Origin of the sequence: Streptomyces uncialis (assembly GCF_001905345.1) — a bacterium.
GTDB lineage: Bacteria > Actinomycetota > Actinomycetes > Streptomycetales > Streptomycetaceae > Streptomyces > Streptomyces uncialis.
This window is the reverse complement of record NZ_LFBV01000001.1, coordinates 1,139,075-1,162,427: the sequence shown is the minus strand read 5'-3', so window position 1 is coordinate 1,162,427 and position 23,353 is coordinate 1,139,075. Positions and strand designations below refer to the sequence as shown.

The 23,353-nt window shown below is 71.6% G+C and carries 17 protein-coding genes and 1 tRNA gene; 6 read left to right on the top strand and 12 right to left on the bottom strand.

The features are described 5' to 3' along the window. Nucleotides 1-293: 293 nt before the first annotated feature. The gene (locus AB852_RS04975; protein ID WP_073783888.1) at nucleotides 294-1,685 is read right to left on the bottom strand and encodes a cystathionine beta-synthase; all 1,392 of its coding nucleotides are present in this window, start codon (nucleotides 1,683-1,685) and stop codon (nucleotides 294-296) included. A gap of 253 nt (nucleotides 1,686-1,938) precedes the next feature. On the opposite strand from AB852_RS04975, the gene AB852_RS04970 reads away from it, so the two are divergent. Next, entirely contained in the window at nucleotides 1,939-2,967 is a 1,029-nt protein-coding gene (locus AB852_RS04970; protein ID WP_073783886.1) for an SGNH/GDSL hydrolase family protein, read from the top strand. A gap of 252 nt (nucleotides 2,968-3,219) precedes the next feature. Here the strand turns inward: AB852_RS04970 and AB852_RS04965 are convergent, their stop codons facing one another. Beyond that, a complete protein-coding gene (locus AB852_RS04965) occupies nucleotides 3,220-3,732 on the bottom strand; it encodes a hypothetical protein (protein ID WP_143201176.1) in 513 nt (170 codons plus the stop codon). 612 nt (nucleotides 3,733-4,344) lie between these two features. On the opposite strand from AB852_RS04965, the gene AB852_RS04960 reads away from it, so the two are divergent. Together AB852_RS04960 and AB852_RS04955 are read left to right on the top strand one after the other, a co-directional pair. Next, nucleotides 4,345-5,565 carry an acetyl-CoA C-acetyltransferase gene (locus AB852_RS04960; protein ID WP_073783882.1) on the top strand — a complete coding sequence of 407 codons (1,221 nt, stop codon included), beginning with the start codon at nucleotides 4,345-4,347 and terminating at the stop codon, nucleotides 5,563-5,565. Between the two features lie 373 nt (nucleotides 5,566-5,938). Further along, nucleotides 5,939-6,838: a hypothetical protein gene (locus AB852_RS04955; RefSeq protein ID WP_073783880.1), complete on the top strand. Its 900-nt coding sequence runs from the start codon at nucleotides 5,939-5,941 to the stop codon at nucleotides 6,836-6,838. A 172-nt stretch (nucleotides 6,839-7,010) separates the two neighbouring features. Here the strand turns inward: AB852_RS04955 and AB852_RS04950 are convergent, their stop codons facing one another. Continuing rightward, complete coding sequence (locus tag AB852_RS04950; RefSeq protein ID WP_073783878.1) at nucleotides 7,011-7,322, bottom strand: hypothetical protein; 312 nt, start codon at nucleotides 7,320-7,322, stop codon at nucleotides 7,011-7,013. Nucleotides 7,323-7,425: 103 nt separating this feature from the next. Here AB852_RS04950 and AB852_RS04945 point away from each other — a divergent pair, with 103 nt between their 5' ends. Beyond that, nucleotides 7,426-7,656, top strand: coding sequence for a DUF4287 domain-containing protein (locus AB852_RS04945; RefSeq protein ID WP_073783876.1), 231 nt, complete (start codon nucleotides 7,426-7,428; stop codon nucleotides 7,654-7,656). Between the two features lie 174 nt (nucleotides 7,657-7,830). Here AB852_RS04945 and AB852_RS04940 read toward each other — a convergent pair whose 3' ends face one another. From AB852_RS04940 to AB852_RS04930, 3 genes are all read right to left on the bottom strand, one after another. Further along, entirely contained in the window at nucleotides 7,831-8,742 is a 912-nt protein-coding gene (locus tag AB852_RS04940) for a Bax inhibitor-1/YccA family protein (RefSeq protein ID WP_073783874.1), read from the bottom strand. A 768-nt stretch (nucleotides 8,743-9,510) separates the two neighbouring features. After that, a tRNA-Leu gene (locus tag AB852_RS04935) sits at nucleotides 9,511-9,593 on the bottom strand. A gap of 332 nt (nucleotides 9,594-9,925) precedes the next feature. Beyond that, on the bottom strand, nucleotides 9,926-10,267 hold the full coding sequence (locus tag AB852_RS04930; protein WP_073783872.1) for a DUF5713 family protein: 342 nt from the start codon (nucleotides 10,265-10,267) through the stop codon (nucleotides 9,926-9,928). 306 nt (nucleotides 10,268-10,573) lie between these two features. On the opposite strand from AB852_RS04930, the gene AB852_RS04925 reads away from it, so the two are divergent. After that, nucleotides 10,574-11,344, top strand: coding sequence for an ABC transporter ATP-binding protein (locus AB852_RS04925; RefSeq protein WP_073783870.1), 771 nt, complete (start codon nucleotides 10,574-10,576; stop codon nucleotides 11,342-11,344). 57 nt (nucleotides 11,345-11,401) lie between these two features. Further along, nucleotides 11,402-13,936: an ABC transporter permease gene (locus tag AB852_RS04920; protein WP_073783868.1), complete on the top strand. Its 2,535-nt coding sequence runs from the start codon at nucleotides 11,402-11,404 to the stop codon at nucleotides 13,934-13,936. Nucleotides 13,937-14,049: 113 nt separating this feature from the next. Here AB852_RS04920 and AB852_RS04915 read toward each other — a convergent pair whose 3' ends face one another. The 6 genes from AB852_RS04915 to eno form a co-directional block, all read right to left on the bottom strand. After that, entirely contained in the window at nucleotides 14,050-15,384 is a 1,335-nt protein-coding gene (locus tag AB852_RS04915; RefSeq protein WP_073783866.1) for an SAM-dependent methyltransferase, read from the bottom strand. Nucleotides 15,385-16,078: 694 nt separating this feature from the next. Beyond that, nucleotides 16,079-17,455 carry an NAD(P)/FAD-dependent oxidoreductase gene (locus AB852_RS04910; RefSeq protein WP_073783864.1) on the bottom strand — a complete coding sequence of 459 codons (1,377 nt, stop codon included), beginning with the start codon at nucleotides 17,453-17,455 and terminating at the stop codon, nucleotides 16,079-16,081. A 539-nt stretch (nucleotides 17,456-17,994) separates the two neighbouring features. Further along, nucleotides 17,995-18,936 carry a Ppx/GppA phosphatase family protein gene (locus AB852_RS04905; RefSeq protein WP_073785431.1) on the bottom strand — a complete coding sequence of 314 codons (942 nt, stop codon included), beginning with the start codon at nucleotides 18,934-18,936 and terminating at the stop codon, nucleotides 17,995-17,997. After that, nucleotides 18,933-19,487, bottom strand: a complete 555-nt coding sequence (locus AB852_RS04900) for a DUF501 domain-containing protein (RefSeq protein WP_073783862.1) — start codon at nucleotides 19,485-19,487, stop codon at nucleotides 18,933-18,935. The genes AB852_RS04905 and AB852_RS04900 overlap by 4 nt, the downstream gene beginning before the upstream one ends. Before the next feature lie 112 nt (nucleotides 19,488-19,599). Beyond that, nucleotides 19,600-20,169, bottom strand: coding sequence for an FtsB family cell division protein (locus AB852_RS04895; protein ID WP_079184298.1), 570 nt, complete (start codon nucleotides 20,167-20,169; stop codon nucleotides 19,600-19,602). Between the two features lie 89 nt (nucleotides 20,170-20,258). Continuing rightward, entirely contained in the window at nucleotides 20,259-21,539 is a 1,281-nt protein-coding gene (eno, locus tag AB852_RS04890; protein ID WP_107420614.1) for a phosphopyruvate hydratase, read from the bottom strand. Nucleotides 21,540-23,353: the final 1,814 nt, after the last annotated feature.

Genomic DNA, 23,353 nt, shown 5'->3' with positions numbered 1-23,353 from the left:
GGACCGCCGGCACCCCCGTGAAGGGGGGCGGGACGACGGCGGTCCCCGCGGGGGACGCGGGGCCGGGTCAGGGCCGGGCCGCACGTCCTTGGCGTCCAGGGAGGTCCGGGAGCCGCTCCGGAGGTCCAAGGCGCCGTTCGCTGCCGGTTCGGGGTGGGGAGCCGCTCCCACCCCTCCGGCACCCACCAATCTGCCGCACCGGTGTTAAGCACGTGCTGCGCCGACGTGTCGTACGCGTACCACTTGCACGAACTCCGGCCCACGGCACACGGCACACCGCTGCGGCACTGCGGCTACTGCTTGCCGCCCGCCTTGGCGAGGAAGGTGAGGAGGTCCTGACGGCTGACGACACCCGTGGGCTTGCCCTCGACGAGAACGATCGCGGCGTCGGCGGTACCGAGGACGGACATCAGGTCGGCGACCGGCTCGCCGGAGCCGACCTGCGGCAGCGGCGCGGACATGTGCTTCTCCAGCGGATCGGTGAGGGACGCGCGCTGGGTGAAGAGCGCGTCCAGCAGTTCGCGTTCGACGACCGAGCCGACGACCTCGGCGGCCATCACGTCGGGGTGACCGGCGCCGGGCTTCACGATCGGCATCTGGGAGACGCCGTACTCCCGCAGGACCTCGATGGCCTCGCCGACCGTCTCGTCGGGGTGCATGTGCACGAGCGAGGGCAGGGCGCCCTCCTTGTCGCGCAGGACGTCCGCGACCCGGGCGGAGGGGCCGGTGTCCTCCAGGAAGCCGTAGTCCGCCATCCACTCGTCGTTGAAGATCTTGGAGAGGTATCCCCGGCCGCTGTCGGGCAGCAGCACGACCACGACGTCGTCGGGGCCGAGCCGCTCGGCGACCCGCAGCGCAGCCACGACCGCCATCCCGCACGAGCCGCCCACCAGGAGGCCCTCCTCCTTGGCGAGGCGGCGGGTCATCTGGAAGGAGTCCTTGTCGGACACGGGCACGATCTCGTCGGCGACCGTCCGGTCGTACGCCGTGGGCCAGAAGTCCTCGCCGACGCCCTCCACCAGGTACGGGCGCCCGGAGCCGCCGGAGTAGACGGAGCCCTCGGGGTCCGCGCCGATGACCTTGACCCGGCCGTCGCTGGCGTCCTTGAGGTAGCGGCCCGTACCGGAGATCGTCCCGCCGGTGCCGACCCCGGTGACGAAGTGCGTGATCCGCCCCTCGGTCTGCTCCCAGAGCTCGGGGCCCGTGGAGTGGTAGTGGGAGAGGGGGTTCTGCGGGTTGCTGTACTGGTCGGGCTTCCAGGCACCGGGGGTCTCACGGACCAGCCGGTCGGAGACGTTGTAGTACGAGTCCGGGTGCTCGGGGTCGACGGCGGTGGGGCAGACCACGACCTCGGCGCCGTATGCGCGCAGTACGTTGATCTTGTCCGTGGAGACCTTGTCAGGGCAGACGAAGACGCACTTGTAGCCCTTCTGCTGGGCCACGATCGCCAGGCCGACGCCGGTGTTCCCGCTGGTCGGCTCCACGATGGTGCCGCCCGGCTGAAGGGCGCCGCTCTCCTCGGCGGCCTCGATCATGCGCAGGGCGATGCGGTCCTTCACGGAACCGCCGGGGTTGAAGTACTCGACCTTCGCCAGCACCGTCGCCTGGATTCCGTCGGAGACGTTGTTGAGACGTACCAGCGGGGTGTTGCCGACGAGGCTGATCATCGAGTCGTGGAAGTGCACCGTTGTCTCCGGGCTGCGAAGTAAGGATTGAGGGTTGACCTCAGCCTACGGCCCCCTACCGGCCCGTAGCCCCTCGCGGGTCTCCCGCGCGTGCGACGCGCCGGGAAGATCCCGGACGGCCCCGGGCGGGCCGGGAGCGCGGCGGGTACCGCCGCCGTTCGGCCCCCGCGCGTTCACCCGCGACCGGCGATTGACCGACCGCCCCGACGGGGCAAGGAGTGGATGTACGGCTCGAAGGAGGTGGCTGCGACGTATGTCGAGGGCGAGGGTGGCACGGCGGATCGCCGCGGGCGCCGCGTACGGCGGTGGCGGTATCGGCCTGCTGGGTGTGGCGACGGTCGGTGTGGTGCTGGCCGAGGTGCGGTTGGCGAAGCGGCGGGTGGGCAACAGCGGGGGTGACCACGCGCCCGCGCCGCCGCGTGCCGACGGCCTGTACGGGGCGGGGCTCGCGGGCGGGGCCGAGCCGCTGCGGTTCGCGATGCTCGGGGACTCCACGGCGGCCGGGCAGGGCGTGCACCGGGCCCGTGAGACGCCCGGCGCGCTGATGGCGTCGGGGCTCGCGGCGGTGGCCGAACGGCCGGTCGAGCTGCGGACGGTGGCGCTGCCGGGGGCGCGGTCGGACGATCTGGAGCGCCAGGTCGGGCTGGTCGTCGGTGATCCGTCCTGGGTCCCGGACGTCTGCGTGATCATGATCGGGGCGAACGACGTCACCCATCGCATCCCGCCCACCAGGTCCGTCCGCTGTCTGTCGACGGCGGTGCGCAGGCTGCGGACCGCGGGGGCGGAGGTGGTCGTCGGGACGTGCCCCGACCTCGGGACGATCGAGCCGGTGTACCAGCCGCTGAGCTGGATCGCGCGGCGCACCTCGCGCCAGCTCGCCGCCGCGCAGACCATCGGGGCCGTGGAGCAGGGCGGGCGGACGGTGTCGCTGGGGGATCTGCTGGGGCCGGAGTTCGCGGCGAACCCCAGGGAGCTCTTCGGGCCCGACAACTTCCACCCCTCCGCCGAGGGGTACGCCACCGCCGCGATGGCCGTGCTGCCCACGCTGTGCGCGGCGCTCGGGGTGTGGCCGGAGGAGGAGCGGCCGGACGCCTCCCGCGACGAGGGGTTCCTGCCGGTCGCGCGGGCCGCGGTGCGGGCCGCGGCGGAGGGCGGTACGGAGGTGACGGCGGCGCCGCAGGGCGGCCCGCGGGGCCCCTGGGCACTGCTCAAGCGGAGGCGTCGCCGGCGGATCCACACCCACGGCACCGCCCCGGACCACTCGACCCCGGCGGCGTCCTGACCCTTGGGCCCTGACCTCTGGGCCCTGGCCTCTGGCCCCCTTGCCCCAGGCGCACTGAGCCCGGTTCCCCGGCCTGACGGCACCCGGGCTCAGTGCGCGCTCAGTGGTCCCGGTGCGCCCGGTGCGCCTCGTCAGGCCCCCGTGCCGCCGGAGGGCCCGGACGGGGAGACCCGGCAGGGCGCCAAGGCTGCCGGGCGGTCCGCACGGACACGCGGTGCCGCCGCCCCGCGGGGGTGGGGCGGCGGCCCGGCGTCAGAGGTTCTCGCGCTTCCACACGTTGACGTTCTGCCGCTTGGGCACGTCCACTGTCTTGTTGCTGTACGCGGTCCGCCAGGTGCACCGGCCCGTGTTGAAGGTCTTCTTGGTGACCTTGACCTTCTTGGAGGCGTGGTACATCCGGATGCGCTGCGTCTTGCCCCGGGCGATGTCCAGCGAGTACGACCAGGTCGACGCCTTGCTCCAGCCCCTGGTGTAGGAGCCTTCGAGGGAGGCGGTCATCTTGGCGACGATCGGACCGATGTCACCGCCGATGCCCACGGACCCGCTCCAGCTCGCCTCGGCCGTCTTGGTCTTGGAGTACGTGATCCGGCCCGGACCCTGGATGAAGTCGCTGGCGATGTTGGTCGGGCGGTAGCTGGCCTTCGCGCCCGACAGGGTGAATCTGGGCTTCTCCGGAGCACAGGCCGCCGAGCTGGGCTGCGCGACGACGATGGTGCCCGCCGAGGCCAGTGACAGGACGAGTGCACCCCGCACGATTCTTCTCATGATTCCCCGCTTCCGTGATGGGTCGAACGCCGAGGGGGCGGGGACACCCCCCACCGGGGCGGCGTCCCGTGTTCCTCGCCGTGGGCCGTGACACTGTCAGCAGCGGGCGGCGGGACACCCGGACTTCAGCAAGATCTGAGGTGGCCGCCCCATATCCCCGTATTTCCGCCCGGAATCCGGCGGGCTCCTGGTCGGGCGCGGAGGTGGTCCCGGTCCGCCATCGGGCGGGAATCGCGTACGGAGCGCCCGATACGGGCCGACCGCCACAGCCACAACCACAACCACGGACGAGGGCCGACCGCCGCGGACGAGAGCCGCCCCAACCGCGGTGGAAGGGAGCACCCCGTCCACGGCCGGCACAAGCAACACGGGACATGGGACACGGGAGCAAGCCACAAGCCACAAGCCACAAGCCACAAGCCACAGAACGAACGAAGCGCGCCGGAGTAGGGTGAGCAAGCGCTTGGAAAGTGCGGCCCGGGTCACAGTCCCGGACCCGTGACCACCGCGCTACGTGACGGTAGCTTCACGAGCACAGCCACCCGAGGAACCGGACCCGCGCCCGCACGGCCGGGAACCGGACCCCGCGCCCCCCGGCAAGGAGAACCCCCGATGCCCGAAGCCGTGATCGTCTCCGCAGCCCGTTCCCCCATCGGCCGTGCCTTCAAGGGCTCGCTGAAGGATCTGCGTCCCGACGACCTGACCGCCACGATCATCGGGGCGGCCCTCGCGAAGGTCCCCGAGCTGGACCCGGGGGACATCGACGACCTGATGCTCGGCTGCGGTCTGCCCGGCGGCGAGCAGGGCAACAACCTGGGGCGGATCGTCGCCGTACAGATGGGTCTGGACCGGCTGCCGGGCTGTACGGTCACCCGCTACTGCTCCTCGTCGCTCCAGACCAGCCGGATGGCGCTGCACGCGATCAAGGCGGGCGAGGGCGATGTCTTCATCTCGGCGGGTGTCGAGATGGTGTCCCGGTTCGTCAAGGGCAGCTCCGACAGCCTGCCGGACACGCACAACCCGTTCTTCGCCGAGGCCGAGGCGCGGACGGCGGCGGTCGCGGAGTCGACCGGTTCCGGCTGGCACGACCCCCGCGAGGACGGCGTGGTCCCGGACGCCTATATCGCGATGGGGCAGACCGCCGAGAACCTGGCGCGCTGGAAGGGCGTCACCCGGCGCGACATGGACGAGTTCGGCGTGCGTTCCCAGAACCTCGCGGAACAGGCGCTCGCCAAGGGCTTCTGGGAGCGGGAGATCACCCCGGTCACCACACCGGACGGCACGGTCGTCGCCAAGGACGACGGGCCCCGCGCGGGGGTCACCCTGGAGGGCGTCGAGGGGCTGAAGCCGGTGTTCCGCCCGGACGGGCTGGTCACGGCCGGGAACTGCTGCCCGCTGAACGACGGCGCCGCCGCGCTGGTCGTCATGAGCGACACCAAGGCCCGGGAGCTGGGGCTCACCCCGCTCGCCCGGATCGTCTCCACCGGGGTCTCCGCGCTCTCCCCCGAGGTCATGGGCCTCGGTCCGGTCGAGGCGTCGAGGCAGGCCCTCACCCGCGCGGGACTCACGGTCGACGACATCGACCTGTTCGAGATCAACGAGGCGTTCGCCGCCCAGGTGATCCCCTCGTACCGTGAGCTCGGGATCGACCTGGACAAGCTGAACGTGAACGGTGGCGCCATCGCCGTCGGGCACCCCTTCGGGATGACCGGCGCCCGGATCACCGGCACGCTGATCAACAGCCTCCGGTTCCACGACAAGCAGTTCGGCCTGGAGACGATGTGCGTGGGCGGCGGCCAGGGCATGGCGATGGTCATCGAGCGTCTGAGCTGAGCGACCGCCCCGGCGCACGCGCCGGAGCGGGGCGCGCACCCGAGCCGGGGCACGAGGCGTGACACGAGGGCGGGACACGGGCGGGCGCGGGAACGGGGCGGGCGACAGGCGCGGTGACGGGCGGGGCGCGCGTCGGGCACCCGCCCCGTCACGGAACGCGCCCCGGGGCGCACGGATCGAATCGTGACCCAATCTCCCTCAGGATGTGATGTATCTCCCGCGAGAGGGGCGCGCGCGCAGCTCACACTTGGGACTCGGGTAAACCCGACCTCGGAAACCTGTCCATTTCGTGACGTAATGCACTGACAGATGGCGGGTCCGCACCTCAAGCTGAGGTAGGAAGTCGGGGGTCGACTGACACCGGGAGTACTTCGTGAGCGCCATTCCCCTTGTTCTGCTGGTCACCACTGCCGCCGCCACGGCCGTGGGAGCCGCCGCCCTGCACGCCGTGCACGGGCTGCGCCGACAGATCACCGCCCTGCGCGCCGAGCTGGCCCAGCGGCCGGCCGCGGACGCGCGGGCGCTGGTGCCCGCGGCCCGGACCACCGCCGACACCGAGGAGATACGCGCGGCGGTCACCGCCGCCCTCGCCGAGGAACGGGAGCGCGAGATGGCCGAGGCGCGGGCCTTCTGGGCCGCGCAGGAGGCCCGGGACGCCTCCGAGGCCCCGTCCCTGCTCGGACTGCCGACCGACGAGCTGTTCCTGCCCCGGCAGACCGACTTCGTGGGTCTGACCCCCGTCACCGAGTCCGACGGGCCCGACCTCCTCGCCGAGTCCGGCACGGAGTTCGCCGAGGGCCCCGAGGCCGAGATCCCCGACGGACTGACCGAGACCGCGACCCTCACCGGCCCCGAGCCCGCGCCCGACAGCCACCCCGGCGACTCCCCCGAACTCGCCGCGGCCCGCCGCCGTCACCCCTCGCACCCCGATTTCGTGCCCTCGCAGGCCACCCAGCCGCCGTTCACGGCGGGCGGCGACCATGAGCACACGGTGCTGTGCCTGGAGGAACTGGCGGCCACCCGCGCGGCGCTCGCCGATGTGCGGCCCGGCCCGCTCGGCACCCTCGACGTATACGTCTTCGAGGACGGCACCACCCTGTGCATGACCCCCGGCCACCGGGAGACCGCCGAGCGCCTCGCGCAGGCGCTGCGCGCCGGTGACGCGCCGTTCCTGCTGGGCGGCTCCGGGATCGCCGGCGCGTACGCGCTGACCTTCTCCTGCGGCACCGAGACCGTCTACGTCCTCGCGGACCGCGTCATCGCGTCCCTCTGAGCGCCGCCCGCGCCGGGCCCGTTCCTCCGGGCCCGTGGCCCGTGCCCTGGACCGCGCACCGGGGGTCCCTCCGGACCCCCGTGCTCAAGCCCCGCGCCGAGCGTCGCCCCTGCGCTCTCCGCCCTCCGCGGGCCGCGCGCCCGCGTGGCGACGGGCGCGCACGGCGGCCCGTTCACACCCCGGCGCGCTTCTGCGCCTCCTCCACCAGGGCGACCGCCTCCGCGAGTTCCCCGGGTTCCCGGAGCACCACCGCGAGGTCCCGTCCGGCGACGGTGATCTGGTCGGCGACGGCGAACATCCCGGCGTCCGGCATCCGGCGCGGCTCGCGGTCCGGGTCCTCGGCGTGCTGCGCGCGGGCGGAGAGTTCCCTGGCCAGACCCAGTGCCTCGGCCGCCGCACCGCGCTGGAGGCGGCTCTGCGGGGCGGCCCGCAGATGGTCGGCGAAGCGGTCCACGGCGGCGGTCAGCGGCGTCGTATCAAGCACGGTGCGACCTTATGCGATCCGGGCGGCACTGTTGCCAACGCCGGGGCTCTCAGGCACGGTGACGGGACAGGACGGACCATTCCGCACGCGTCCGGAGGCGCCGATGCCACCAGTCTTCTCCGAGGAGACCCACCGCAACCTGCTCGCCCGAATCCCGCACTGCACCGGCCGTGAAGTCTCCGAGTGGCTTCGCACGGTCGAGGACGGCCCCGCTTTCTTCCGCTTCGACGAGAAGGTGAGCTGGCTGCGTTCGGAGCACGACCTCGCGCACGGCCACGCGAAGGCGATCATCCACGAGTACGACCTGAGAAGGGCCGCACGCAAACTGCGCTGACGGCGCCGTCGCGCTGTCACGGCCACCCGGCCCGGGACACATCGGCCGGCGGCCGGTGGGCCACCGAACGGGGAACGGCCCCGCGAACCGAGGTTCGCGGGGCCGTCGCCGGGCTCCACCGCCGAAGCGGCTCGCGTACGACCTGTCGGTCGCCGCGCTACCGGTCGCCGCCGGTCAGTCGCTGCTCTGGAGGATCGCGATCAGTCGCAGGAACTCCATGTAGATCCAGACGAGCGTCAGCGTCATACCGAACGCCGCCAGCCACGCCTCCTCGCGGGGGGCGCCGTAGGCGATGCCGTCCTCGACCTGCTTGAAGTCCAGGGCGAGGAAGCAGGCGCCGAGCAGGACACCGACGATGCCCATGATGATGCCGAGCGTGCCGCTGCGGAAGCCGAGGCCGTCACCGCCGCCGATCACCGCGAACAGCAGGTTCACGGCCATCAGCAGGACGAAGCCGAGCGCCGCGGCCATCACGAAGCCGTAGAAGCGGCGGTTGACGCGGATCCAGCCCGCCTTGTAGGCGATGAGCACGCCCGCGAAGACGGCCATGGTGCCGATGACGGCCTGCATCGCGGCGCCACCGGCGATGCGGTTGTCCACGAAACTGGAGATGACGCCGAGGAAGACACCTTCCAGGGCGGCGTACGTCACGATCAGCGCGGGCGACGCCTTGCGCTTGAAGGACTGCACCAGGCCGAGCACCATCGCGGCGAGACCCGCGACGACGGCGACACCGATGGAGCGCGCGATGTTCGCGTCGTCGACCGGCAGCAGCGCCCACGCGAGGGCGGCCGTGACGATGAGGATGCCGAGGGTGGTCCCCGTGCGCATGATGACGTCGTCCATCGTCATGCGCGCGGCGCCGGCCGGGGCCTGCGGGCCCGAGCCCTGGAGGCCGTCCGGCTGGGCGTAAGGGTTCTGGGCGTAGGGGTTCGTCGGCGCGGTCTGCGCGGGCGCCCCCTGCGCGTACGGGTTGCCCTGGGTCTGGACGGCGGGTCCCCCGGCCTGCGGCGCGGCACCGTTGCCCGCGTAGCCGTTGTCGCGGCTGAACCCCCGACGCGAGAAGACCGGGTTACTGCTCCTCATCTCACTCCTCCGTGGCCGCCGTGCGCGGCCTTGACCCAAGAGTAATGTGCGGGCAAAGCATCCCTCCTAGTGCCTAGGGAGGATCTTTCCCCTTCCGTTACGGAGGAACGTACGGCCGTCGCCGTGTGTTCCCGCGTCCTTCCGTGGGGTTCCCGGGTTCCGCCGGGTTCACACGGGGGAACCGGACCGGGTCACCCTCGGGAGGTGTCATCCCCGTCACACGGGGGCCCGCTCCGCCGTTCGGGCGGGCGGTACGGCCGGGCGGGTGAGCGGTACGGCCGGGCCGGGGAGCGGTGCGGCGGTGACCCGACCTGATCGCGCCCGGGCACGCGCTCGCACGGCGGGGGTCCACACACGGCGGGGGCCACGCACGACGAGCGGAGGCGGCGACACACAGGGACCGCGACGAGGAGCGGCACCACAGCGTCACGAAGCCTCCGCCAGCCCCGCCCCCGCCGACACCGCACCGGGCACCAGCACCGTCCCCGACACCCACCGGCGCCACGACAATCCCGACACCGCCGACATCACGCACGCCGCAGACATCACACACATAACTGATACGGGTACCGGAGAACCAGGCATCTCACGCCTCGTCACGTCACGAACAGTCACGCTCACCAGCCGTCACCCGGTCTCGTCCCGGGCGGTGATGACCCCTGCCCGGGACGGGCGCGCGGCCCGTGCGGAGCGACGGCGGGTGCGTGGGCCTCCGTGCCGGTGGATACCGGGCGGCCCCTCCTGATGAGGAGGGACTGTGAAGGAGTGTGCCCGGAACCGGACTTGAACCGGTACGCCCGCGTGGGGCAGCGAGGTTTAAGCTCGCCGTGTCTGCATTCCACCATCCGGGCAGGCCATGGCTGCGCTTCGAGTGGTCTGAGCCTATCCGGACGGGTAGCCCGAACAGCCGACGCCCAGCCCGATGTTGTCTGATTTTATTGAGGTCTGAGGGAGCATCAGACACGCGCGGCGGCCGTACCCGCTCAGAACACCGCCCTCCCCGAGGGGTCCCAAGACCCGTACGGAATGACGGAATTTCACCGTCCGCGCGGTGAAACGCCGAGCCGCGCGCATGATATTTCAGCCACGGGGGCGCGCGGAACGGCTCATGATCGCCCCCCACACGCCCCCGCGAACCCTTCGCGTGATCTTCACCAGCTCCCCGCACCCGCCGTCCGGCGGGTCACCAGTCGCGGGCGGCGATCAGTTTCTCCGGGTCCGCGTCCTGGTAGCCGTGCGCCAGCGCCAGCATGTGGAACGCCTCGCCGATCTCCTCCCGGGCCACCGTCTCCAGCTCGCTGCCGGCCTCGTCGAACGCGGCCTCCAGCGCGTTGAACTCCTCGGTCGCCGCCGCCGTGAGCGCGTACAGGGCGGTGAGGTCCGCGGGCGGCGCGGCGGCGATACGTGTCGACAAGCGGTGCAGGATCGCCTTGCCGCGGTCGACGAGGTGGTCCGGGAAGAACGGGTCGTCGTACATCCCGCCCAGTGGCTCGTACCCGTCGATCGTCCAGTCGGTGACCGGCATCGTGGCTCCTTGTCGCGCTGCGGACGGACGGCCCGGACGGCGCGTCCATCGGTCACCCTGCACCACCCCACTGACAGGGCCGCCGCCCGGGCACCGCGCCCACCAGGGGAAACGGCTCCCGGCCGATCGCCGCCCCCCGCCGGAAGGCGTAGCGGGTCGGGGTCGGGGGTCATCCCCAGGTATGACAGCACGGCGCGGGGTCCGACCGAAGGCTGTCCCCGGAACCGGAACAACGGCTGACTACAGACGGCGGGACGGCCGCGACGATGGAGTCATCACCCGCCGATCCGACAGGAGCGTCCTCCCGTGACCACCACCCCCATCGCCGACCGGGCCACCGCCGTGGCCGCTCGGGCCGCGGATCTGAGCAAGGTCTACGGCCAGGGCGAGACCAAGGTGGTCGCACTGGACCGGGTGTCCATCGACTTCCACCAGGGGCAGTTCACCGCGATCATGGGCCCGTCGGGCTCGGGCAAGTCGACCCTGATGCACTGTGTGGCCGGGCTGGACAGCTTCAGCGGCGGCTCGGTGCGGATCGGTGACACCGAGCTGGGGACGCTGAAGGACAAGCAGCTCACCCAGCTCCGCCGGGACAAGATCGGCTTCATCTTCCAGGCGTTCAACCTGCTGCCGACGCTGACGGCGCTGGAGAACATCACACTGCCGATGGACATCGCGGGCCGCAAGCCGGACAAGCTGTGGCTCCAGTCCGTGATCGACATGGTCGGTCTTCGGGACCGGCTCGGCCACCGGCCCACCGAGCTGTCCGGCGGCCAGCAGCAGCGCGTCGCCGTCGCCCGCGCCCTGGCCTCCCGGCCGGAGATCATCTTCGGTGACGAGCCCACCGGGAACCTCGACTCGCGCTCCGGCGCCGAGGTCCTCGGCTTCCTGCGCAACTCGGTGCGCGAGCTGGGCCAGACCGTCGTCATGGTGACCCATGACCCGGTCGCCGCCTCCTACGCGGACCGCGTGGTGTTCCTCGCCGACGGCCGCATCGTCGACCAGCTGCTCAGCCCCAGCGCCGACGCCGTCCTCGACCGGATGAAGGCGTTCGACGCCAAGGGCCGCACCAGCTGATCCCCGACGCCCCGTAGCCAGCCGGCCCCCCGGCTCCCACCACAGGACACACACCACATGTTCCGTACCGCCTTGCGCAACGTACTCGCGCACAAGGCCAGGCTGCTGATGACCGTGCTCGCCGTCATGCTCGGCGTCGCGTTCGTCTCCGGCACCCTGGTCTTCACCGACACCCTCGGCAACGCCTTCCGCAACCAGTCCGCCAAGAGCTACGACAACATCGCCGTCGCCGTCGAGTCACCCGCCCGCGACGGGCAGGAGGCCGGCATACCGGCGTCCGCCCTGAAGAAGATCGAGGGCCTGGACGGGGTCACCGGGGTCACCGGCCGGGCCTCCGGCTTCGCCGGGGTCGCCGACGAGGACGGCAAGCTGATCGGGGTGGGCTGGTCCAACAGGGGCAGCAACTTCGCCCCGGGCAAGGACGGCAAGGACACCGCCTACGACTTCACCGAGGGCGACGGCCCCGTGAAGGGCAGCCAGATCGCCCTGGACAAGGCGACCGCCGACAAGGGGAACTACCAGGTCGGTGACACCGTGCGGGTCGCGACCACCGGACCGGTGCGCGAGTTCGCCCTCGCCGGGATCTTCACCACCGAGGACGGCGCGGTCAACGCGGGCGGCAGCCTCGTCCTCTTCGACACCGCCGTCGCGCAGGAGCAGTACCTGCGGCCCGGCTACTTCCACTCCCTCAGCGTCGCCGCCGAGTCCGGTGCGTCCGCCGACCGCGTCCTCGACGGTGTCGAGCCGCTGCTGCCGAAGGACTCGGTCGCCAAGACCGCCGACGAGTGGGCGGCCGACGAGGCGAGGGACATCGAGTCCGGCATGAGCAGCATGAACACCATGCTGCTGGCCTTCGCCGGTATCGCGCTGTTCGTCGGGATCTTCCTCATCGCCAACACCTTCACCATGCTGGTCGCCCAGCGGACCCGTGAGCTGGCCCTGATGCGGGCCGTCGGTGCCTCCCGGCCGCAGGTCAAGCGGTCGGTCATCATGGAGGCGCTGGTCGTCGGGGTGCTCGCCTCGGTCGTCGGCTTCGGGGTGGGCCTCGGTCTCGCCACGGGCCTGCGCTCCGTCATGAACTCCTTCGACCTCAAGATCCCGGCCGGCCCGCTCGTCATCAGCCCGACCGCCGTGCTCGCCGCGCTCGGTGTCGGGGTCGCGGTCACCGTCCTCGCCGCCTGGCTGCCCGCCCGCCGCGCCGCGAAGATCCCGCCGGTCGCCGCGATGAGCAGCGTCCACGCGACGGCGTCCGCCAAGTCCCTGCTGGTCCGCAACATCATCGGCGCCGTCCTCACCGCGGCCGGTGCCGTGGCGATCACCGCCGGTGCCGCCGCCGAGGACGGCGGGTCCGGACGCATGATCATCGGGTTGGGCGCGTTCCTGGCCCTGATCGGTGTCATCGTCCTCATCCCGCAGCTGGCCCACCCGGTCATCGCGGTGATCCGTCCGTTCCTCACGAGGGGCTTCGGGGTCGCCGGCAAGCTCGCCGCGCAGAACGCGGTCCGCAACCCGCGCCGTACCGGAGCCACCGCTTCCGCGCTCGCCATCGGACTGACCCTGGTCACCGGTCTGACCGTGCTCGGTGCCACCATCGGCCAGGCCATCGACCGGACGACCACCGACAACATGCGCGCCGACTACTCCGTCACCATGTCCAGCGGCCATGCGCTGGACGAGTCGGCGCTCACCGCGATGAAGAAGGCCAAGGGCGTCGAGGCCATCTCCCCGCAGCAGGCGTCCTTCGTGAAGGTCGACGGCGAGGACGTCGCCGCGTCCGGGGTGTCCGGTGACGCGGTGGACAAGGTCTTCAACCTGCCGGTCGTCTCCGGCTCCATGGGCAACCTCGCCAAGGGCCAGATCGCGGTCGCCGAGAAGACGGCCGACAGCAACGGCTGGAAGGCCGGGGACACGGTCCCCGTCACCTTCGACGGGCTGGGCAAGAAGGACACCAAGAAGCTGACGATCGGCGCGATCGTCGAGGAGAACGAGTTCGTCTCCCCGTACGTCCTGCCCCGCGAGATGCTCGCTCCCTACGAGGAGAAGCCCGACATCCGCGAGATCTGGGTCAAGATGGACGGCGGTGAGACCGCGGCCAACGAGCAGGCCCTGGTCGACGCCCTCGGCAACAACCCGGGGATCACCGTCTCCGACAAGCAGGACATCCGCGAGATGCTCAGCGGCATCATCAACATGATGCTGAACATCATGTACGGCCTGCTCGGGATGGCCCTGATCATCGCGGTCCTCGGGGTCGTCAACACCCTCGCGATGTCCGTGTTCGAGCGTCAGCAGGAGATCGGCATGCTGCGGGCCATCGGTCTGGACCGGGCCCGGGTGAAGCGGATGATCCGGCTGGAGGCGATCGTGATCTCGCTGTTCGGCGCGCTCGTCGGGATCGTGCTCGGCGCCTTCCTCGGCTGGGCCATCGGCGAGACGATCAGGGGCAGCATCCCCGACTACGAGCTGATCCTGCCGTGGGGCCGGATCGGACTGTTCCTGCTGCTGGCCGGACTGGTGGGCGTCCTCGCCGCCATGTGGCCCGCGCGCAGCGCCGCCAGGCTGAACATGCTGACGGCCATCAAGACGGAGTAGCCGCCCCGGGACACCCCCCCTCCCGGCAGGCCGCTCCCAGGGCCCCGGCACCGGACATCCCGGCGCCGGGGCCCTGTCGTACGGCCCGACCGTCTCCGCGCGCGGGTCGCGGTTCAGCCGGTCGCGGGCAGCGGGCCCTCCTCGGTCCACACCCGGGGGCGGCGCGGCAGACCCGAGGCGCCCGACTCCGGGGTGCGGACGGCGAGGATCTGGTTGACGCCGATCCGGTTGCGTTCGAAGGCCAGCGCGGACGCGGCCATGTAGAGCCGCCACACCCGCGCCCGGCCCGGTGAGGTGAGGCGGACCGCCGCGGCCCAGTGGGCCTCCAGCTGGGCGACCCAGCCGCGCAGGGTGAGGGCGTAGTGCTCCCGGATCGACTCCAGGTCCCGGACCTCGAACCCGGCCCGCTCCAGCAGCCCGACGGTCGTCCCGACGGGGGCGAGCTCCCCGCCGGGGAAGACGTACGCGTCGATGAACTCGTCCACGTGGTAAGCCGTCTCGTCGGTGCGCGGCGGACGGGCGATCTGGTGGTTCAGGAGCCGTCCGCCGGGCCGCAGCAGGCCGTGCAGATGCCGGGAGTACTCCAGGTACCGCTCGGCGCCGACATGCTCCGCCATCCCGATCGAGGAGATCGCGTCGTACGGCCCGTCCCTGACGTCCCGGTAGTCCTGGACCCGGATCTCCACCCGGTCCGTCAGCCCCTCGTCGGCGACCCGCTTACGGGCGTACGCGGCCTGCTCCTGCGACAGGGTGATCCCGACGACCTGGGCGCCGTGCTCACGGGCCGCGTGGATCGCCATGGAGCCCCAGCCGCAGCCCACGTCCAGCAGACGCGCGCCGGGGCGCAGGGCGAGCTTGCGCGCGACGAGTTCGAGCTTGTCGCGCTGGGCGTCCTCCAGGGTGCCGCCGCCCTGGCCGGGGTTGTCCCAATAGGCGCACGAGTAGACCATCGACGGGCCGAGGACGAGTTCGTAGAAGTCGTTGCCGACGTCGTAGTGGTGGCTGACGGCCTGCTTGTCGCTGCGGCGGGTGTGCAGATGCAGCCGTCCGCGGCCGCGGCGTTCCTCACGAGGTGGAGGTGGCGGCGGGAAGGGCCCCGCGAGGGCGGCGAAGCCGCGGACCGCGGTGCGGAACCCGGGGTCCCGCAGGGCGTGGGTGAGGCCCGGGGCGCCTTCCGGGCGCTCCCAGAGGATACCGGCGAGCCGGTTCAGGGCCTCGTACAGATCACCGTCGAGGTCAAGGTCACCCGCGACCCAGCCGCGGGCCAGGCCCAGCTCCCCCGGCTTCCACAACAGTCTGCGCAGTGCGCGGCGGTGACGGATCACCAGGACGGGGGCGGGGGCCGGGGGGCCCGCCTCCGTGCCGTCCCAGGCGCGGATACGGAGCGGGAGCGGGGCGCCCAGGAGGCGCTCCGTGAGGTTCTTCAGTCTGAGGGCGGTGTCCTGCATCGGTGTGCCTCCGTGGTGCGGGGCCGTCGAACGGCTCTTCACCACGTAAACACCGGTGTGCGGGGGTTTCAGTCCCGTTGATTCCTCGTGGCGCACAAATCCCGCCAGCACCGTCCGGGTGGCGGAACGAGTCGCCTTCGCAGGTCGCCTTCGCTCGCGCTTCCGAGTTCCCTGTGCTGGGCGCACTTGTCCCTGTGCGGGTCGTCCGTGGGTGCGCAGTTCCCCGCGCCCCTGGGTCACCTGTGCTGGGCGGACTTGTCCCTGTGCCGTCGCTCGTGGGGTGCGCAGTTCCCCGCGCCCCTGGATGCTGCCCCTTCGGGTAGTTCGTCGGGGGCGGGCCGGTCCTCGTTTTCGCGCAGTTCCCCGCGCCCCTGAAGGGGCACCCCCCTCCTCGCGGACTCGCGCTGCTGCGGGAGGGGGTGGGCGGGAATCTCTGCCCGCAGACTCCGATGCTCTTCAGCAGGACAAGAGGGACGTCCGACCGAGCGCGTTGGAGCGAGGACGGAGAATCCCGACCGGCCCCGCCCCGAAGAACAGACAGAACGCGCCCCAAAGGGGCGCGGGGAACTGCGCGAAACCACCGAGCGACGGCACGGGAACGGAGTACGCCCAGCACAGGAAACGCGGGGGGCGGGACGCGAAGGGGGCCGTCCGCACCACGGATGGCGGACGGCCCCAGACGATGACGCAAGGATCAGGCGCTGAGCTTCTCTTCCTTCTTCGCCGCAGGCGGAGGCGTCGGCTTGGCCGCCTCGTAGAACTCCTCACGAGGAGTCTCCATCGCACCGAGCGAGACGACCTCACGCTTGAGGAACATACCGAGCGTCCAGTCCGCGAAGACGCGGATCTTACGGTTCCAGGTCGGCATGGCCAGCCCGTGGTAGCCACGGTGCATGTACCACGCGAGACGGCCACGGAGCTTGATCTTGAACTTGCCCATGACGATCATCGCGACGCCCTTGTGCAGACCGAGGCCCGCGACAGCACCCTTGTTGGCGTGGCTGTACTCCTTCTGCGGGAAGCCGCGCATCCCGGAGATGACGTTGTCACCGAGGAGCTTGGCCTGCCGCAGCGCGTGCTGCGCGTTCGGCGGGCACCAGGCGTTCTCGACGCCGGCCTTGCGGGCGGCGAGGTCCGGCACCTGGGCGTTGTCGCCCGCGGCCCAGATGTAGTCGCTGCCCTGCACCTGGAGCGTGGTCCCGGTGTCGACATGACCGCGCGGGCCGAGCGGCAGACCGAAGCGGGCGAGCGCCGGGTTCGGCTTCACACCGGCGGTCCACACGATGGTGTTGGAGTCGACCTCCAGGCCGTTCTTGAGCACCACGTGGCCGTCGACGCAGGAGTCCATGGAGGTGCTGAGGTAGATCTCCACCCCACGGCCCTCCAGGTGCTCCTTGCCGTACTTGCCGAGCTTGGGACCCACCTCGGGGAGGATCTTGTCCGCGGCGTCGACCAGGACGAAGCGCATGTCCTCGCGGGAGACACTGGTGTAGTACTTGGCCGCGTCCCGGGCCATGTCCTCGACCTCGCCGATGGTCTCCGCGCCCGCGAAGCCGCCGCCGACGAAGACGAAGGTGAGCGCCTTGCGGCGGACGTCCTCGTCGGTCGTGGAGTCGGCCTTGTCGAGCTGCTCCAGGACGTGGTTGCGCAGGCCGATGGCCTCCTCGATGCCCTTCATACCGATGCCCTGCTCGGCGAGGCCGGGGATCGGGAAGGTCCGGGAGACGGCGCCCATCGCGATGATCAGGTAGTCGAAGGGCAGCTCGTACGCCTCGCCGACGAGCGGCGCGACGGTGGCGACCTTGCGGTCCTGGTCGATGGTGGTGACCCGGCCGGTGAGGACCTCCGCCTTGGGCAGCACACGTCGCAGCGGCACGACGACATGCCGCGGGGAGATGCTGCCGGCGGCGGCTTCGGGGAGGAAGGGCTGGTACGTCATGTACGAGCGCGGGTCGACGACCGTGACCGTCGCCTCGCCGTACCGCATCTTCTTCAGAATGCGGCGCGCCGCATACAGACCTACGTACCCACCGCCTACTACGAGAATCCTGGGACGCTCCGTGGTGCTCATGGCATCGAGTATCCACCGGACAGGGAGGGGTACTTAGTGCGCCCCTTCACAAGCATGCCCGGACCCTCTGCTACACTACGCGCCCCACGTGACGGAGGTCATGCGGAGCCGGGGGAACCCCGGCCGCCGGCGGTACGTTGTGAAGCCCTTGTCAACACCGTCTGAGCTGCACCGCAGGCCCTCGGGGCCACCCCCGCGAAACCTCTCGCGCATACGCGTGTCACACGCCCGGAACACCCCACGACGCCCCGACTCGGGACCTTGGACCCACCCCGGCGTCCACCCGGCCCGAATATGGCGCTCAGCAGGGGTCTTTTCCTTGTGAAGAACTTCACGAACTTTCCTGACGGACCCCCGCCGAGCACCCCCGGAAGGGGCCGCGGGGCCGCTCGAACGGCACCCGCGCGCGCTCACATGCTCACGACAAGACACCCCTTCCCGGACCTGCCCGGACCTCTCCGAACACCTCCGGGCCGCGCCGCGTGAAGTACGCCGAGCCTCTGACCCCGTCCGACCCCCGGCCGCCCGGGTGGCGCGGGTTACGCGCGGCTCCAGGCGATGCCGTCCAGGATGTCGTGTTCGCTGACCACGACCTCCGTCGCGCCGACGCGTTCCATGACGGCCAGCAGCACCAGGGCGCCGGAGGCGATCACGTCCACGCGGCCCGGGTGCATCACCGGGATCGCCGCGCGTTCGGCGTGGGTCGACGTCAGCATGCGGTGGGTGATCCGGGCGACGCGGTGGTAGGGGATGCGCGCGTGGTGGATCGCCGCCGGGTCGTACTCCAGCAGGTCCAGGGCGATCGCGGCGACCGTGGTCACCGAACCCGCGAGCCCGACCAGGGTGCGGGCCTCCCGCAGCGGCACGGTGCGCTCGGCGAGGTCCAGGGCCGCCTCGATGTCCGCGCGGATCGCCGCGATCTGCGCCTCGGACGGCGGGTCGCTGACCGTACCGTCGTGGACGAGGTGGCGTTCCGTCATCCGGACGCAGCCGATGTCCACCGAGCGCGCCGCACGGACATGGTCCGCGCCGACGACGAACTCCGTCGAACCGCCGCCGATGTCGACCACCAGATACGGCTTCGCGAGGTCGTCGCGGCCCGTCAGCTCACGGGTCGCCCCGGTGAACGAGAACTCGGCCTCCTGCTCACCGGTGATGACCTCGGGCTCCACGCCCAGGATGTCCACCACCCCGCGGACGAACTCGTCGCGGTTCTCCGCGTCCCGGCTCGCGGAGGTCGCCACGAAACGGAGCCGCTCCACGCCGTGTTCCTCGATCACCGCCGCGTACTCCCGGCACGCCGCGAACGTCCGCTCCAGCGCCTCGGGCGCCAGCCGGCCCGTACGGTCCACACCCTGGCCGAGCCGGACGATCGTCATCCGCCGTTCCAGATCGACCAGTTCACCCGTCGCCGGGTCGGCGTCCGCGACCAGCAGCCGGATCGAGTTGGTGCCGCAGTCGATCGCGGCGACCCTGGTCACGCCTGCCCCCCGGCGGCCGGCGCGGCCGACGGCTCGGCCGCGGGCACCACGCACGGGCCCTTGCTCCACCACTCGGGCAGCATCGCGATGGCCTCGTCGCCGAGCGGGTTGACGCCCGGTCCCGCGGCCAGCGAGTGGGCGACCAGCACATGCAGGCACTTCACACGGTCGGGCATACCGCCCGCGCTCGGGAAGCCCGTCAGCTCCTCGATCTCGTCGCGGCGCCGGATGTAGTCCTCGTGCGCCGACCGGTACGCGGCGGCCAGCTCCGGGTCCGTGGCGAGCCGGTCCGTCATCTCCTTCATGACCCCGTTCGCCTCCAGCGTGCCGATCGCGGACGACGCCCGCGGACACGTCAGGTAGTACAGCGTCGGGAAGGGGGTGCCGTCCGGCAGCCGCGGCGCCGTCTCCACGACGTCCGGCTGACCGCAGGGGCAGCGGTGCGCGATGGCGCGCAGCCCGCGCGGGGGCCGTCCGAGCTGCTGCTGGAAGGCGGCCACGTCGGCGTCGGTCGGCTCGGTGCGCGCGGTGGTCGGCGGAGAGGTTCGCATGCGGGGAGGTGTGTCTTTCCTGGTCGGCCCCGCCCGCCGGGGTACGGGGGCGGGGCTGCTGGTCGGAGGTGCTGAGGCCGGCCGGTGGCCGGGAGTGGTACGGACCCGGCGCTCAGCGGGCGGCGGGTGCCGGACGGGGCGACGTACCGGACGGGCGGTCCGCGGCAGGCTCCGGGGGCTCGGGCGGCTCCGGACGGGTCCGGGCGGAGAGCTCCTCCTGGTCGGCCCGGTCCAGGGCGTCCCACAGATTGGCGTACCAGGCCCGGTCCGCCGCGCCGCGGTCGGCGCGCCGCTCCTCGGTGCCCCGGGGGTCGACCACGGTGTAACCGGTCTCGCCCGGCAGCACGTAGTGCAGCCGCTCCCTTATCCGCTGCTCGGCGTACGCGTCGTCCTGCCAGCGGGCCTTGGAGTCCCGCAGCTGTTCGACCCGGGCGCGGGCCTCCTCGCGCTCACGGAGCTGGTCCGCGATGTCGGCGCGCTGGGACACGTACTGCCGTATCGGGAAGGCGAGGGCGACGATCAGGGAGCACAGGACCAGGGTCAGCAGGGCCGCGCGGCCGGTGAGACGGGAACGGCGGGCCTGGCGCCTGGTCTGGGAGCGGTAGACCCGGGCGGCGGTCTGCTCGCCGAGCAGGCGCAGCCGGGTCGTGGTGGAGAACCGGTCCCGGTCCTTGACGGCCATCTGTCCCGCCTCCCCGTGAGTACGTACGTCCCCGCACACGGTACGGGACCGGGTGCGGGGACGGACGCAACTGGGTCGGCCGAGGGGGGTCAGCCCTTGAACCGGGGGAAGGCGCTGCGGCCCGCGTACACGGCGGCGTCGTCGAGGATCTCCTCGATACGCAGCAGCTGGTTGTACTTGGCGACACGCTCGGACCGGGCCGGGGCGCCGGTCTTGATCTGGCCGCAGTTGGTGGCGACGGCGAGGTCCGCGATGGTGACGTCCTCGGTCTCGCCGGAGCGGTGGCTCATCATGCACTTGAAGCCGCTGCGCTGGGCCAGCTCGACGGCGTCCAGCGTCTCGGTGAGCGAGCCGATCTGGTTGACCTTGACGAGCAGGGCGTTCGCGGAGTTCTCCTCGATGCCCCGGGCCAGGCGCTCCGGGTTGGTGACGAACAGGTCGTCGCCGACGAGCTGGACCTTGTCGCCGAGGCGCTCGGTGATGACGTTCCAGCCGGCCCAGTCGTCCTCGAACAGCGGGTCCTCGATGGAGACGAACGGGTACGCCGCCACGAGCTCCTCGTAGTACTCCGTCATCTCGGCGGCGGAGCGCTCCTTGCCCTCGAAGAGGTACTTGCCGTCCTTGTGGAACTCGGAGGCGGCGACGTCGAGCGCGAGGGCGATCTGCTGGCCGGGGACGTAACCGGCTTCCTTGATCGCTTCGATGATCAGGTCGAGCGCCTCGCGGTTGGAGCCGAGGTTCGGGGCGAAGCCGCCCTCGTCGCCGAGGCCGGTGGCCAGGCCCTTCGACTTCAGGACCTTCTTCAGCGTGTGGTAGACCTCGGTGCCCCAGCGCAGGGCCTCGGAGAAGGACTCCGCGCCGATCGGGGCGATCATGAACTCCTGGATGTCGACGTTGGAGTCGGCGTGCGACCCACCGTTCAGGATGTTCATCATCGGCACCGGCAGGAGGTGCGCGTTGGGGCCGCCCAGGTAGCGGAACAGCGGCAGGTCGCTGGCCTCGGAGGCGGCGTGCGCGACGGCGAGCGAGACGCCGAGGATGGCGTTGGCGCCGAGCGACGACTTGTCCGGGGTGGCGTCCAGGTCGAACATGGCCTGGTCGATCAGGCGCTGCTCGGTCGCGTCGTAGCCGACGAGCTCCGGGCCGATCTGCTCGATGACCGCGAGGACTGCCTTCTCGACGCCCTTGCCGCCGTAGCGGTTGGGGTCGCCGTCACGCAGCTCCAGGGCCTCGAAGGCGCCCGTGGACGCACCGGACGGGACGGCGGCCCGGCCGGTGCTGCCGTCATCGAGGCCCACCTCGACCTCGACCGTGGGGTTGCCTCGGGAGTCCAGGATTTCCCGGGCTACGACGACGTCGATGGACGGCACGAGCATCTCCTTCTGGGATGTGACGCGGGTACGCGGGGCCGGTGGTCCCGCCGCACCTGAGCCTAACGGCCTGCGGGGCGTCGGCCACTCAGCGGGCCGCCCTGTGGACAAACGGAAACCAAATTGTTCCGTGATCAAACAAATGGGGGGACGGAGGATCATCCGAGCGGGTCGCCTTCGCTTGCGCTTCCGAGGATTTCCTGTGCCGGGCGTACTTGTTCCCGTGCGGGTACGTCCGGGGGTGCGCGGTTCCCTGCGGGTCGCCTTCGCTTGCGCTTGTGAGGTCTGTCCGGGTGGGCGTACTTGTTCCCGTGCGGGCCGCCCGGGGGTGCGCAGTTCCCCGCGCCCCTGGGTGCTGCCCCCTTGCGGTCGCTCTTCGGGTGCGGGTCCGCCCTCGTCTTTGCGCAGTTCCCCGCGGGTCGCCTTCGCTCGCGGTTGCGAGGTCTGTCCGGGTGGGCGTACTTGTTCCCGTGCGGGCCGCCCGTGGGTGCGCAGTTCCTCGCGCCCCTGGGTGGTGCCCCCTTGCGGTCGCTCTTCGGGTGCGGGTCCGCCCTCGTCTTTTGCGCAGTTCCCTGCGGGTCGCCTTCGCTCGCGGTTGCGAGGTCTGTCCGGGTGGGCGTACTTGTTCCCGTGCGGGCCGCCCGTGGGTGCGCAGTTCCCCGCGCCCCTTTGGGGGCGCCCCCTTGCGGTCGCTCTTCGGGTGCGGGTCCGCCCTCGTCTTTTGCGCAGTTCCCCGCGGGTCGCCTTCGCTCGCGCTTCCGAGGTCTGTCCGGGTGGGCGCACTTGTTCCCGTGCGGGCCGCCCGTGGGTGCGCAGTTCCCCGCGCCCCTTTGGGGGCGCCCCCTTGCGGTCGCTCTTCGGGTGCGGGTCCGCCCTCGTCTTTTGCGCAGTTCCCCGCGGGTCGCCTTCGCTCGCGCTTCCGAGGTCTGTCCGGGTGGGCGCACTTGTTCCCGTGCGGGCCGCCCGTGGGTGCGCAGTTCCCCGCGCCCCTGGGTGCTGCCCCCTTGCGGTCGCTCTTCGGGTGCGGGTCCGCCCTCGTCTTTTGCGCAGTTCCCCGCGGGTCGCCTTCGCTCGCGCTTGCGAGGTCTGCCCGGGTGGGCGCACTTGTTCCCGTGCGGGCCGCCCGGGGGTGCGCAGTTCCCCGCGCCCCTGGGTGGTGCCCTCTTGCGGTCGCTCTTCGGGTGCGGGTCCGCCCTCGTCTTTGCGCAGTTCCCCGCGGGTCGCCTTCGCTCGCGGTTGCGAGGTCTGTCCGGGTGGGCGTACTTGTTCCCGTGCGGGCCGCCCGGGGGTGCGCAGTTCCCCGCGCCCCTGGGTTTCTTGTGCTGGGCGCGCTCTTCCCGCACAGGTCGTTCGTGGGTGCGCAGTTCCCCGCGCCCCTTTGGGGGCGCCCAGTTGGGGCCGGCGATCAGGGTGCGGGCTGTCAGCGACCGGGGCCGGGGTTCAAACCACCCTCCTCGCGGACTCGCCCGGCTACGGGAGGGGGTGGGCGGGAATCTCTGCTCGCAGACTCCGATGCTCTTCAGTCCGGCAAGGACACGTCGTACCGAGCGTGTCGGATCGAGGACGGAGAATCCCGACCGGCACCGACCCGAAGAACCGACAGAACGCGCCCCAAAGGGGCGCGGGGAACTGCGCGAAACCCACGAGCGACGACACAGGAACGAAGTGCGCCCAGCCGGACAGACCTCGGGCCCGGCCGGGGGGAGGCCCGGGAAAGGGGGCCGCCCCGACGCGGGCGGGTGCGTCGGGGCGGGCTTCCCGGCCGGGGCGGGGTGCGGCCCGGCCGGGTGGGGGATGGTTCAGGGAACCGGGGG